The organism is Cellulosilyticum sp. ST5 (assembly GCF_046529625.1).
GTDB lineage: Bacteria > Bacillota > Clostridia > Lachnospirales > Cellulosilyticaceae > Cellulosilyticum > Cellulosilyticum lentocellum.
In genome coordinates this window covers 1,944,183-1,957,570 of sequence record NZ_CP132338.1, presented here as the reverse complement: position 1 = coordinate 1,957,570, position 13,388 = coordinate 1,944,183, and the positions used below count along the sequence as shown (strand labels likewise).

The 13,388-nt window shown below is 33.9% G+C and carries 11 protein-coding genes; all 11 read left to right on the top strand.

What is annotated here, in order from left to right:
* The first annotated feature begins 39 nt into the window (after positions 1 to 39).
* The 11 genes from tsaE to prfA all read left to right on the top strand — a co-directional run bounded on the left by tsaE (position 40) and on the right by prfA (position 13,368).
* Positions 40 to 459, top strand: a complete 420-nt coding sequence (gene tsaE, locus QTL86_RS09565) for a tRNA (adenosine(37)-N6)-threonylcarbamoyltransferase complex ATPase subunit type 1 TsaE (protein ID WP_127066273.1) — start codon at positions 40 to 42, stop codon at positions 457 to 459.
* A 7-nt stretch (positions 460 to 466) separates the two neighbouring features.
* Positions 467 to 1,177 carry a tRNA (adenosine(37)-N6)-threonylcarbamoyltransferase complex dimerization subunit type 1 TsaB gene (gene tsaB, locus QTL86_RS09560; protein WP_127066274.1) on the top strand — a complete coding sequence of 237 codons (711 nt, stop codon included), beginning with the start codon at positions 467 to 469 and terminating at the stop codon, positions 1,175 to 1,177.
* Positions 1,158 to 1,601 (top strand): ribosomal protein S18-alanine N-acetyltransferase, encoded by a 444-nt coding sequence (gene rimI / locus QTL86_RS09555; RefSeq protein WP_410497072.1) that lies wholly within the window; start codon positions 1,158 to 1,160, stop codon positions 1,599 to 1,601. Before tsaB ends, rimI begins: the two co-directional genes overlap by 20 nt.
* A gap of 213 nt (positions 1,602 to 1,814) precedes the next feature.
* The gene (locus tag QTL86_RS09550; RefSeq protein ID WP_410497071.1) at positions 1,815 to 4,025 is read left to right on the top strand and encodes a copper amine oxidase N-terminal domain-containing protein; all 2,211 of its coding nucleotides are present in this window, start codon (positions 1,815 to 1,817) and stop codon (positions 4,023 to 4,025) included.
* A gap of 152 nt (positions 4,026 to 4,177) precedes the next feature.
* Positions 4,178 to 6,520, top strand: a complete 2,343-nt coding sequence (locus QTL86_RS09545) for an ATP-binding protein (protein WP_190283575.1) — start codon at positions 4,178 to 4,180, stop codon at positions 6,518 to 6,520.
* A gap of 170 nt (positions 6,521 to 6,690) precedes the next feature.
* The gene (locus tag QTL86_RS09540; protein ID WP_410497070.1) at positions 6,691 to 8,394 is read left to right on the top strand and encodes an EAL domain-containing protein; all 1,704 of its coding nucleotides are present in this window, start codon (positions 6,691 to 6,693) and stop codon (positions 8,392 to 8,394) included.
* A gap of 116 nt (positions 8,395 to 8,510) precedes the next feature.
* Positions 8,511 to 9,878 carry a transcription termination factor Rho gene (rho, locus tag QTL86_RS09535; protein ID WP_127066278.1) on the top strand — a complete coding sequence of 456 codons (1,368 nt, stop codon included), beginning with the start codon at positions 8,511 to 8,513 and terminating at the stop codon, positions 9,876 to 9,878.
* Positions 9,879 to 10,004: 126 nt separating this feature from the next.
* Complete coding sequence (rpmE, locus tag QTL86_RS09530) at positions 10,005 to 10,205, top strand: 50S ribosomal protein L31 (protein ID WP_013656649.1); 201 nt, start codon at positions 10,005 to 10,007, stop codon at positions 10,203 to 10,205.
* A 250-nt stretch (positions 10,206 to 10,455) separates the two neighbouring features.
* Positions 10,456 to 11,379, top strand: coding sequence for a DUF1385 domain-containing protein (locus QTL86_RS09525; RefSeq protein WP_410497069.1), 924 nt, complete (start codon positions 10,456 to 10,458; stop codon positions 11,377 to 11,379).
* On the top strand, positions 11,366 to 12,238 hold the full coding sequence (prmC, locus tag QTL86_RS09520; protein ID WP_127066280.1) for a peptide chain release factor N(5)-glutamine methyltransferase: 873 nt from the start codon (positions 11,366 to 11,368) through the stop codon (positions 12,236 to 12,238). The genes QTL86_RS09525 and prmC overlap by 14 nt, the downstream gene beginning before the upstream one ends.
* 56 nt (positions 12,239 to 12,294) lie before the next feature.
* Positions 12,295 to 13,368: a peptide chain release factor 1 gene (prfA, locus tag QTL86_RS09515; RefSeq protein ID WP_013656652.1), complete on the top strand. Its 1,074-nt coding sequence runs from the start codon at positions 12,295 to 12,297 to the stop codon at positions 13,366 to 13,368.
* The last annotated feature ends 20 nt before the right edge of the window (positions 13,369 to 13,388 follow it).

Sequence of the window (13,388 nt, the reverse complement as noted above, 5' to 3'; positions counted from 1 at the left end):
AAATGATGAAGTGTGACACGTTGAGAGAGGAAAAAAATCATGACAGTTTATGAAAGTAATAGTGAAAAACAAACCTTTGATATTGGTTATGAATTAGCAGTAGCAAGTAAAAAGGGAGCAATTTATTGTTTAATAGGAGATTTGGGTGTAGGTAAAACTGTTTTTTCAAAAGGCTTCGCAGAAGGATTAGGTATTACAGAACCCATTACAAGCCCTACTTTTACTATTGTACAAGTTTATGATGGAGAAAAACCACTCTATCATTTTGATATGTACCGTATAGAAGATCCAGATGAACTTGAAATGATAGGATATGAGGATTACTTCTATGGACAAGGAGTATGTTTAGTGGAATGGGCTAATAATGTATCTGATGTCATTCCTAAAGAAGCTATTTGGATTGATATAGAGAAAGACTTAGAAAAAGGTTTTGATTATAGAAAAATAACAATAAGGTAGGTGGCGTATGAATTTGTTAGCAATAGATGCATCAGGCATTGCAGGAAGTGTTGCTTATATTAAAGAAGATCGTTTAGTAGGGGAGTACTATATTTGTGATAAATTGACTCATTCACAAACGATCATGCCTATGCTAGAGCATATGAGAACATTACTTGAGATAGATTTAGAGACTTTAGATGCTGTTGCTGTAACAAGTGGCCCAGGATCATTTACCGGATTGAGAATAGGCGTGACAACTGCAAAAGCACTAGCGTTGGCTTTAGATTTACCTATTATAGGAATACCAACCCTAGATGTTATAGCACATAATATGACACATACCCAGCATCTTATCTGTCCTATTATGGATGCTAGACGAAATCAAGTTTATACAGCCTTGTATAAGTGGGAAGCAGAGGAACTTATAAAACTTACTGAGTATAAGGCTTGTGATATGGATGAACATTTAGAAGAACTAAAGCAAAAAATGGACAAAATCATTTTCTTGGGTGATGGTGTTGATACTTATGCTCAGAAAATCAAAGAAGTTCTAGGTGAAAGAGCACTTTTTGCACCTGCATTTTTAAATCTACAACATGCAAGTACTCTAGCAGAAGTAGCTGGGACGTATTTTAAAAAGGGTGAAGTAGTAGATGCTTCAGAATTTGTTCCTATGTACTTACGTAAATCTCAAGCTGAAAGAGAGAAAGAAGAACGTGAAAAACGTAAATGTTAGAAACATGACTATAGAGGATGTTAAAGCTATTTACGATTTATCAAAGGCGTGTTTTAGTATACCTTGGTCATTCGAAGCGCTGACAAAAGAATTAAGTAATCCTTTAGCTGAATATCAGATAGCAGAAATAGATGGGCAGATTATAGGTTATGGTGGTCTATGGTGTGTTATGGATGAAGGCGAAATAACTAATATTGCAGTAGATGGTGATTATCGAAGGCAAGGTATAGGGGAAGCTATTTTAGAAGCATTATTGCAAATAGCTAAGCAAAAAAGGCTGACAATAGTACACCTAGAAGCAAGGGTCAGTAATGTGGCTGCTAAAGGATTATATGAAAAGTTTGGATTTCATCAAATCGCTATAAGAAAAAATTATTATCAGCAACCTATTGAAGATGCCATTATTATGCAATATAAATTTTAAAGGGAAATATCATTTCTTACATTAAATATCAAGGAATGATACTTCCCTTTTTATTTGTCTTTATTGTATTACAGATAGATTACAGTTTCACAACAGACAAGCATAAAAATTAAAAAGTTAATGATTTATGCTATAATGAATAAAGTCCAAAATAATATGCGAAAGAAAACAAGAAGGTTACAAGATAAAAACTAGAAAATAAAGGAGTTTGCTATGAAAAGAAAGTTAAATTGTTTAATAGTTGCAGTAAGCTTATTGTTAAGTAACAATGTAGTATGGGGAGCAGAAACGACTATAACAGTTCCACAAACGATTACTGCAACTGAAAATACTAATGAAGAAAATCAGTTAGAAGTATTAACAGAACAGGAAATAACACCAGAACAAGAAGCTAGTCCACAGCCTACTGAAGAACCTAGCTTACCAAGTGAAGAACCAGAACAACCAAGCTACATTAAAGGTGATCAGATTGTACTTACTTTAGATAAGAATACTGCTACTGTAAATGGCAATCCATATACTTTAAACACCGCACCTATTGCTATAGAAGGAAGGACTTATTTGCCGCTTAGATTTATTGTAGATCAAGTACTACAAGCAGAGCTTAAATGGGAGCCGGAAAAGGGAACCATTACAGTAACCAAAGAAGGCAAAGAAATTGTGGTGACGATTGGTCAAACTACTGCTCTGGTAGATGGGGTAGCTGTTAATCTAGATGCACCACCTATCGTAAAAAATGGTTCAACTTTATTGCCACTTAGATTTATGAGCGATCATTTTAATATAAGTATTACCTATGATAAAGCCACTAAGATGATTACATTAACTGGACCAGACAAAGGGCCTAATACAAAACCTATAGCAGGCTTTACCTTTTCAAAGCCTAGCTATGTAGCAGGCCAAGTTGTAAGTGCTACAAGTACTAGTTATGATCCCGATGGGCATAAATTAGTAGATAAATTATGGAGTGTAGTAGGAGAAAAAACACTAACCAATAAAGAATTAAGTAATATGTTTAAGACACCTAGAGCTGGTGTTTATACTATAGGCCTTCAAGTGCAAGATCAATATGGGCTTTGGAGTGATTGGACTTATCAAGAAATTACTATTTTACCTAATGAAGCCCCAGTTATTACCTATTTAGGTACAGAAAAAAAAGAGTATGCACAAGGTGAAGATATTAGTTATCAGTTCTTTTATAACAATGAGGATTGGGAAGCTATTACAAATCAAAAATGGACTTATCGTAAAGAAGGTGAACCTGTATCAAAAGCTATTTTAGGTAAGCCAGATGCTTTATTTACAGAAGGAACTTACATTATTAGTCTCCAATTAGATGATGCTTATGGTAATAGAAGTGAATTAGTAGAAACAAGTGTACATATTACAGATGAAGTAGTTAAGAAGGAATTAGCTTTTCGTTTTACAGAGGGACATGTAGGAGACATTATTGATAATTACCAAGGATTTAATTATCGTGATTATAAAGATATAGAGGTACTAAATAAAACAACCGTACCCGGTACCATGTTAATGAGTGACTCCCCTGAGGTCGTATCTAGAGAAGGTATTCTTTATAGAGATAGCATAAAAGGGGCAGGTAGAATATTATTACATCATATTAATAATTTTAGTGAAATGAGTACTATGGGTGGTAATAAACGCCTTGTTATAGTAGCTGAAAACAAAACAGCTGTACCTGTTACAGTTAATTTAAGTAATAAAACGATTAGAGGACCTGTAAATGATATTTTATATTTAGGTCAAAAGATGTTAAATGATTATTTGACAGGAAGTGGTACAGAAACAATAACATTAGCTCCAGGCGAAAAGCAATATATTTATGATTCAGGTACAAAATGGATTAAAGGAAGTTGTATATCTGGGCTAATGGATGTTAACACAACAGGAGATGTTACTTTTACTATTGCTTCAGTATCAGCAGGGAGTACTCTTAGTAGTATGGATGGAATGGAACTTTTTTTAAAGGAAGTACATCCTAGAGGAACCTTTGACACAACTGGGATTAACTATTCGATAGTATTAGACGGAAGTATACCAGAAAAGCTACTCATTGGGACAGGAGAAGAAGAATGGGTAAAAGGTTATGATGCTCTATCTAATGAACCTGCTCAAAACAAGGGGAATTTTGGGGTGTCTTATTATATTACTATTACGGCTAAAGAAGATACAGGTATTATCCTTAATCCGAGAGCAGATATGTTTAGAGGCGCTATTGAGTGGCAGAATATGGGTGTCTATAATATACCAACGGTAGGTAATATCTATAGTAATACAGCAAAAGCAGTTTCGTTAGGAACAATTAAGGCAGGAGAAACTAAAACAATTGAGTATATGTTACCAAATGGTTCTTCCGCACCAGTACTTTTAGGATTTATACCAGCAAGTTACTGGGATAACTAGTTAGAGCAAATAAATAAGCAGCTTAGAAAATAGAGGGGATATCCCCTCTATTTTTGCTTAATTGTCAAATTTACAGAAAAAAAATAAAATAATGTAATAAGTGCGAAATAATATAGGCCCCGATGAATATAGTAATAGCAGGGGGGGATTATATGAACAGCAGTAAAGAGCTAAAGTGGCATGAACTAAAACGTTTATACCAACCTTCTGATTTTTCTTTTCTTACAACAGATGAAGTTAAACCTTGTGAGACAGTTATTGGTCAGGAAAATGCCCTGCAGATGATTCAAAAAGCACTTCAGATTGAAGCTAAGGGATTTAATCTTTATATTTGTGGTGCAGATAGTGAGGAAAAAGAACGAGCAATTAAAGAGGAACTTCAAAAAGTAGCTAAGCAAAAAAGTATCCCTCTTGCTATGGGGTATGTTCATAATTTTTCTAATCCAGAGGAGCCTTGTTTAATTGAACTCAAAGCTGAGGTAGCATGGCAATTAAAAGATGATATACAAGAAATGATAGCTTTTATTATCGAAGAACTACCTAAAAAGCTTAAAACTCCTGAAACTGAGAAAAAAAGAGAAATTTTAGTAGATGCATTTGAAAAGTATAAAAGTGAGCAAATGATGGCATTGAATGAACTAGCTGATAGCCATTATATGTTGGTAAAGACTACTAATGAAGGGATCTATTTTACGCCTAAAGATGAAGAAGGAAAGCCTATTTCAAAAAGTGAGTATAGTAATTTATCGATAGAAGAAAAAGAACAAATTCAAGCTAAGCTAGAAAAGCTTTATGAAGCGGCTGAATCTATCAATAAGAATATTGAAGAAGAAGAAGAAAAATATCTGCAGCTTTTTAAAGATATTAATCAAGAAATTGTATTACAAGAGATAGGAAGATTAATTAAATATTTACAAGAGAGGTATGGGGATACTCCAAAGCTTATAAGTTATTTTAATGGAATTGCCGAAGACTTACTAGGACATCTGGAATTAATAAGTGGTACAGAGGATGAAGAGAAAGATAGTCTTAAAGAAATGTTTCCTTGGCTGGGGGGGAATGGGATAGATAAATTAACAAAGAAGTATGTGTTTAACCTAATTGTCTCTCAAGAGAATATAAATGGTGCTCCTGTAATTGTAGATGATGAGTGGCCACACCTTAACCTAACAGGACGCTTGCTATTTGATACAGAGCTTAACACAGTTCATAGTGATTTTTCGCAAATAAGAGCAGGTCTACTTCACTATGCTAACGGAGGTTATTTAGTTTTGCATATGCAAAGGTTAGTTGAGAATCCTAACATGTGGATTAGCTTAAAAAGAGCATTAAAAACAGAGAAGATACGTGTGGAAGGAAATGAAGAGTTAAATATTGCATTATCCAATCCTATAAGACCTGAGGCTACCTGGGCTAATGTTAAGGTTGTTTTATTAGGAAGCGAAGAACTTTATCATATGCTATATGAGGCGGATGATGATTTTAAAAAGTTGTTTAAAGTGCATGCTTATTTTGAATCAGAATTATCTAGTGATATAGAAACTATTAAAAAATTAGCAGGCGCCATTAGCTATGTGTGTAGAAAAGAACACTTACCAAAAGTAACGATTGAAGGAATACTCAAACTTGTAGAATATGGAAATAGACAGCAGGAAACTATAACTAAGTTACCAAGTGACATTGATAGTTTAGTGGATATCTTAAGAGAGGCAACCCTATATGCGCAAGAATCTATTGATGATAAGTGTATACAAATGGCACTAAAAAGTCACAATAATTATTCTCTAAAAATACAAGAAAAAATAGATGAACAATTTAAAGATGAGTCGTATTTAATTACTACAGAAGGAGAACGAATAGGTCAAGTCAATGGTTTGGCAGTTTATCATGTACTAAAATATAGCTTTGGGAGGCCAATCAAGATTACAGTAACCACTTATAGAGGAAAGCAAGGTATTGTAGATATAGAAAAGCAAGCTGAATTAAGTGGTGCTATTCATACCAAAGGTATTCATATTATAACAGGTTTTTTGGGGTATGAATTTGCTCAAGATATTCCCCTATCTTTAAGTTGTAATATTTGCTTTGAGCAGAGTTATGGACAGATAGACGGTGATAGTGCATCAAGTGCGGAGTTATATGGTGTATTATCAAGTTTAGCAGAACTTCCTATTAAGCAAAGTTTAGCAACTACAGGTTCTATTAATCAATTTGGAGAGATACAGCCTATTGGTGGCGTTAATGAAAAAATAGAGGGATTTTTTAAAGTGTGTCAACAAAGAGGTCTAAAGGGAAATGAGGGAGTCATTATTCCAAAGCAAAACATTAAGGATTTACTATTAAGAGAAGAAATTATAGAAGCTATTCACAAAGGAGAATTTCATATTTATCCCATTAGCCATGTGTGGGAGGGAATGGAACTGATGACTAATAAAGAGAAGCAAGAAATTATTATTTTAGTAAAAAATAAATTAAAAAAATTTAATGATAAATAAAGATTTGATGATTAATAAAGGAGGGTTGTAAATATAACTACAACACCTCCTTTATTAATCGTTAAATTTTTAGTTAAAGCATAATAAAAACTATTCTGTTAATATAAAACATGCTATAATTATTTAAAATATTATAATATTAATGTTGTGATTGTATAGCGAGGTGAAGTATGGGGCAGACACAAGAAGTTAATAAAGCTGTTTTAGCAGAAATATTAGAGAAAGTTATTGGAGAAATTGAAGATTGGGTTATTATTGGAGATAAATATGGTAAGATTATTTATGCCAATCAAACGGTCTATTTGGCATGCAATAGTGATAAGGATAAAGTATTAGGTGATGATATGTGTATGTTTGTAGGTATAGATTTATCCGATGATGTAACTTTACAGCATATACAAAACTTTATATATAATGGGGAACGCTTCGAGTTTGTCACCAATCGATTCGTGAAAGGAAATAAACGTATCTATCTTGCGAATACTTTAACGACTATCTGGGATGAAAAGGGGCTAGAATATTATGTTTGTTTATCCAAAGACATTACTAACACAGAGCAGTTAAAGGAAGAGGTATATAAGGCAAATTATTTTGACCCTTTAACACATTATCCTAATCAAAAAGTTTTTATTGAAAGTACGTTGAAACAAGTCAAAAAGTCAAAAAGCAATCATACACAATTTGCAGTTATTATTATTGACATTAAAGGGGTAGGCGAAATTAATAATGTATATGGGATGAATATTGGTGATCGTATTATAAAAGAGGTAGGAAAACGTATTAAAGAGCATCTTAATAATCATCAAGAAATCTTTAGATATAGTGGTAATAGCTTTACTATTATCCAACAAGAGATTAGCAGCGAGCAGCAAGTGGCGGAATTTCTTCAACTATTACAAGTAGCTATGGAAGAGCCTATCAAGATTCATAACAGCTCCATGTACGTTGAATTTAGAGCAGGAGTATCTCTTTATACAGATAGTTCACTATTAGGTTATCAAGTTATTGAACAAGCACAAATTGCTTTAGCTAAAGCTAAAAAGGAATTAGGTTATACAACATATACCTTTTATACAAAAGGAATACAAGAAGAAGTGAAAAATAGCTTTTTCTTTGAAAAGGAACTTCAATTAGCAGTACAAAATGATGAGTTTATAGTTTATTATCAGCCTTTTGTAGAATTAGCTAGTGAAAACTTAGTAGGTATGGAGGCACTGCTTAGAAGAAAAAAAAGAAATGGAGAGATCGTTTCTCCAGCTAGCTTTATCGGTGCTTTAGAGAAGATGAACTTGATTGAAAAAGTAGGGATGAAAGTATTAGATAAAGTATGTCATCAGTTAAAGGAATGGCTTGAACGCGGCTATAATGTTGTTCCCGTATCTGTTAATTTATCAGCGCTACAATTTAAAAATCCTCATTTAGCTAAAAATATTAAAAAGGTTTTAGAAAGCTATGGTATTCCACCACGATATATTGTACTAGAAATTACAGAGACGATGGTTATGGAGGATATTGGGATTGCTCAATTGATTATTGAAGAACTTAAGAACTATGGGTTCGCTATTTCTATTGATGATTTTGGCACAGGATATGCTTCAATTGGATATTTAAAAAAGTTTATGTTTGACCATTTAAAAATTGATATTTCTTTTATTAGAGAAATAGTAGAAAATGCCGAGGATAGAGCAATTGTAGAAGCTATTATTGCGATTGCCAAGACCTTTAATTTACATACCATAGCAGAGGGGATTGAAAGTGAAGAACAACTTTATGTAATGAGTACTTTAGGTTGTGAGATGGGTCAAGGGTTCTTCTGGGATCGTCCTATTACAGCGCAGCAAATAGAAAACAAGTATCTAAAAGCTTGCTTATAGCTTGAGCAAGCTTTTTGTTAATCACTTTTTTCAGGGTGTGCTTGAAAAAAAACCTAGGGATATGATACACTAAGAAGAAAAGTGATAAATAGTTAAATCAAAGGAGTTATTAACGAATGAGTGATTGGGAAGAAATGACCTTAGTTCAGCTTCGAACAAAGGCTAAGGAGCTAGGCATGAAAAATATAAATAAAATGCGCAAAAGTGAGTTAGTGGCTAGCTTAAATAATAATAACTCCTCTTTTGTTGAGCCAGAAGAAGTGATCGTCGAAGAGATTATAGAAGAGCAGATAATACCGACAGAAGAAACAGAAGAACCCATGCTGACTCAAGATAACAATGAGGTTACCCACTTATCAAAAAGTGATCGTATGACAGGAGCAGGTATTTTGGAGATTATGGCAGATGGCTATGGCTTCTTAAGATCTCAAAACTTTATGCGCGGTGAAAATGATATTTATGTTTCAATTTCTCAAATCAGGCGTTTTAATTTAAAAACGGGTGATTGGATAGAAGGAGATATGAGAAAGCCTAAAGAAGGCGAGAAAGCAGGGGCTTTATTGTATGTGCATAAAGTGAATGGGGACAGGCCTGAAAAGGCTAAGTATCGCCCTAACTTTGAAACACTTACACCTGTATTTCCTAAAGAGAGACTTCAATTAGAAGTAGAGTCAGATATTCTATCTACGCGTATTATTGATTTAATGGCACCTATAGGAAAAGGGCAAAGAGGGCTTATAGTAGCACCACCTAAAGCAGGTAAAACCATTTTGCTTAAGCAAATCGCTAATGCGATTACCTACAATCATCCAGATGTATCCTTGATTGTACTCCTAATAGATGAAAGGCCGGAAGAGGTAACGGATATTAGGCGTTCTATTCAAGGAAAAGATGTAGAAGTAATTGCGTCTACCTTTGATGAACCACCAGAACATCATAAACAAGTTATGGAAATGGTATTAGAACGTGCTAAAAGAATGGTGGAGCAAGGAAAAGATTTAGTCATTTTATTAGATAGTATTACACGTATGGCAAGAGCTTATAATTTAACCATTCCACCAAGTGGAAGAACACTTTCAGGTGGACTTGATCCTGCAGCGCTTCATATGCCAAAAAAATTCTTTGGAGCAGCTAGAAAGATTGAAAATGGTGGTAGCTTAACGATTTTAGGTACAGCTTTAGTAGAAACAGGAAGTAAAATGGATGATGTCATTTTCGAAGAGTTTAAAGGAACAGGTAATATGGAACTTGTACTAGATCGTTCTTTATCAGAAAGACGTATTTTTCCTGCTATTGATATCTACAAATCAGGAACACGCCGTGATGATTTACTTTTAACATCTGATGAAATGAATGTGGTTTATAATATTCGTAAAGATTTAAGTCGTAATCATACATCAGAGGTAATGGAGAATCTTATTAATTCTATGCTACGTTATACAAGTAACAAAGAATTTGTAGAACGCATGAAAAAAAGTACGTAAATTTCCGGTGAATTATAGGTAAGCTACTTGCAAACAGATATGGGACATGATATAATACCCATGTTGTCACAAAATTGCTAGAGTTAAAATTAACATAGAACAGTGTCATGAAAGAGGTGAATTTTAGTGAATAAAGAAATCCAACCAAAATATGAAGCAGTAACTGTTACTTGCAACGGTTGTGGGACTGTTATTGAAACACGTTCAACAAAAGAATCTATCAACGTTGAAGTATGTTCAAAATGTCATCCATTCTATACAGGTAAACAAAGAGCAGCAGCAGCTAAAGGTAGAATTGATAAATTCAACAAAAAATTCGGTATGTAAATATCACGATCAAGGGTTGAGAGGATGGTCTCAACCCTTTTTTTCTTTATCCAGTAACTAGTATCCATCATACACTATTTTTTCAGATAAGAGTAAAGGTTACTACGTCTAGGAATAAAGATTTCTGAATTTTAAATCGAAAATGACTATCGGAAATAAGAACTCTGTTTATTTAAAAATCACAGGTATTCATGTATAATAGAGAATGCAATATAAATAGAAAGATATTTTAGGATAAGGAGGTAAGGTGATGGCGAAAGTAAATATTGGTGGTCAAGCTGTATTAGAAGGCGTTATGATGAAAGGAAAAAGCTATTATGCAGTAGCTGTAAGAAAAGCCGACGGTGACATTGTTGTAGATTCTAAAAAATCAACAAGCATTATGGAGCGTGTAAAGATTTTTAAATGGCCTCTTTTAAGAGGGGTAGCAGTTTTTATAGAATCCCTTATTTTAGGAGTAAAAACCCTGAACTATTCAGCAGAACTTTATGGTGATGAAGAAGTTGAGGAGACTCCTAGTAAGTTTGAAATATGGTTATCCAATAAATTAGGTGAAAAAGGTGAGAAGATCATCATGGCACTTGTGATGGTGCTTTCTTTTGCACTATCTATCGGATTATTTATGGTATTACCTATGCTTTTAAGTGCATTACTTAAGCGTTTTATTGATATTAGCTTAGTGGTACAAAACTTAATTGAAGGTGCCATTCGTATTACATTATTTTTAGGGTATATGAAACTTGTTAGCAAAATGAGAGATATTAGACGTACCTTTGAATATCATGGAGCAGAGCATAAATGCATTAACTGCTTAGAACAAGATAAAGAACTTAATGTGGAAAATGTAAAAGGTTGTACAAGACTACATAAAAGCTGTGGAACCAGCTTTCTTTTTGTAGTAATGATTGTGAGTATTCTCGTGTATAGTGTTTTTACAACAGAAAGTGTATGGATAAGAACCGTTATTCGTATTGGCATGTTGCCTGTTATTGCAGGTATTTCTTATGAATTTATTAGATGGGCTAGATTAAAGCCTGAAAATAAATTGGCTAATTTACTAAGTAAGCCAGGTATGTGGCTTCAAAGAGAGTTTACAACAGCTGAACCAGATGATAAACAAATTGAAGTAGCTATTGCAGCTGTAAAAGGAGTTTTTAAACATGAGCCTATGTAACCCACAATCTATTTTTGAATGGATGAAGTGGGGCGAGGAAATTCTAGATGAAAAAGGTAGGCCAGATAGTGCTATAGATGCAAAGCTTTTAATGAAATATGTTTTGGCTTTTAATGAAACACAGCTGTTACTAGAAAGGCAAAAGAGGTTAGATGAGGGAATGCAGCAGATTTATAAATCACTTATTGAAAAGCGTAGTAGTGGCATTCCACTTCAACAACTTACTGGTACTCAAGAATTTATGGGATTAGAATTTCAGGTCAATGAGCATGTACTTATTCCTAGACAAGATACTGAGACTTTGATAGAAGAATTATTAGAGCAAAATAAGACTTTTTCTTTTAAGAGAGGAATAGATATAGGTACAGGAAGCGGGTGTATTAGCATAACACTAGCTTATTATATTAAAGAACTAACCATGTGTGCTATTGATATTTCAGAAGAAGCATTAAAGGTAGCCAGACATAATATTCAAAAGCATGATTTAGAAAAGCGTATATATACTTTAAAGAGTGACGTCTTAGAGAATTATGCCGAAGAAGAAAAGGTAGATTTAATTGTCTCTAATCCACCCTATATCTCAAAGGAAGAGGTAGAGACATTAATGATAGAAGTCATAGGTCATGAACCACGTGAGGCTTTAACAGATGAGGGTGATGGTTTAAGTTTTTATAAACGCATATCAAAAGCAGCTAAAAGCTATTTAAAAAAGGGTGGCGTTATTGCTTATGAAATAGGATATAATCAAGGTAAAGCGGTAACAACTATACTCAAAGAAGAAGGTTATAGCGATGTTAAACTCTTACCAGATTTGTCTGGTAATGACCGCGTCATTACAGCAAGATGGTTTATGAATTAATAGATAAATAATTTAAGGATATAAAAAGTAATCAATCAATAAAAAAGAGGTGTACTATGTTTGATCAATTACAAGAATTAGTAGATAAATATCACATCATCGGAGACCAGATTAGTCAACCAGAAGTTATTGCAGATCAAGAGAGATGGCAAAAGCTTATGAAAGAGCATAGTGATTTAAAAGAAATCGTTGAGAAATATGAAGAATATAAAGCAACTTTAGAAGCAATTGATGAAGCACTCATGATGCTAGATGATAACTTAGATGATGATTTTAGAGAACTTGTTAAAGAGGAGCTTGCAGAAAACAAAAAACGTGTAGAGCCTCTTGAAAATGAAATTAAGCTTTTACTTTTACCAAAGGATCCTAATGATGACAAAAATGTCATTATGGAAATCCGTGGTGGTGCTGGTGGTGATGAAGCAGCGCTATTTGCAGCAGAGCTGTATCGTATGTATTGCTATTATGCAGAAAGCCATCGTTGGAAGACAGAACTTATGTCTTTAAATGAAAATGGAATTGGTGGTTTTAAAGAAGTTATTTTCATGGTCAAAGGGCAAGGTGCTTATTCTAAACTAAAATACGAAAGTGGTGTACATCGTGTCCAACGTATCCCTGCAACTGAGTCAGGTGGACGTATTCATACTTCAACAGTAACTGTAGCTGTTATGCCAGAAGCAGAAGAACTAGATGTACAATTGGATATGAATGATGTACGTATTGATGTATGTAGAGCTTCAGGAAATGGTGGACAATGCGTTAATACTACAGACTCTGCTGTACGTGCACTTCACGTACCAACAGGACTTATGGTTTACTGTCAAGATGAAAAATCTCAGCTTAAGAATAAAGAAAAAGCACTTAAAATTCTTCGTACAAGACTTTTCGACTTAGAGCAAGCTAAAGCACATGCTGAAATGGCGGCAGAGAAGAAAAGCTTAGTGGGCACAGGAGACCGTAGTGAACGTATTAGAACTTATAACTTCCCGCAAGGGCGTGTAACAGACCATCGTGTAGGTTTGACACTTCATAAATTAGAGCAAGTTCTAGATGGTGACTTAGAAGAAATTATTTCTACTTTAACAACAGTAGACCAAACAGATAAATTAAAAGCAGTTACAAATGAATAACTAACAAAAAAGAACATTAC

Coding starts and splice junctions, on each gene's coding strand:
- QTL86_RS09540 (WP_410497070.1), top strand. CDS start 6,691: ATGGGGCAGACACAAGAAGTTAATAAAGCTGTTTTAGCAGAAATATTA.
- QTL86_RS09545 (WP_190283575.1), top strand. CDS start 4,178: ATGAACAGCAGTAAAGAGCTAAAGTGGCATGAACTAAAACGTTTATAC.
- tsaB (WP_127066274.1), top strand. CDS start 467: ATGAATTTGTTAGCAATAGATGCATCAGGCATTGCAGGAAGTGTTGCT.
- prmC (WP_127066280.1), top strand. CDS start 11,366: ATGAGCCTATGTAACCCACAATCTATTTTTGAATGGATGAAGTGGGGC.
- rho (WP_127066278.1), top strand. CDS start 8,511: ATGAGTGATTGGGAAGAAATGACCTTAGTTCAGCTTCGAACAAAGGCT.
- prfA (WP_013656652.1), top strand. CDS start 12,295: ATGTTTGATCAATTACAAGAATTAGTAGATAAATATCACATCATCGGA.
- QTL86_RS09550 (WP_410497071.1), top strand. CDS start 1,815: ATGAAAAGAAAGTTAAATTGTTTAATAGTTGCAGTAAGCTTATTGTTA.
- QTL86_RS09525 (WP_410497069.1), top strand. CDS start 10,456: ATGGCGAAAGTAAATATTGGTGGTCAAGCTGTATTAGAAGGCGTTATG.
- tsaE (WP_127066273.1), top strand. CDS start 40: ATGACAGTTTATGAAAGTAATAGTGAAAAACAAACCTTTGATATTGGT.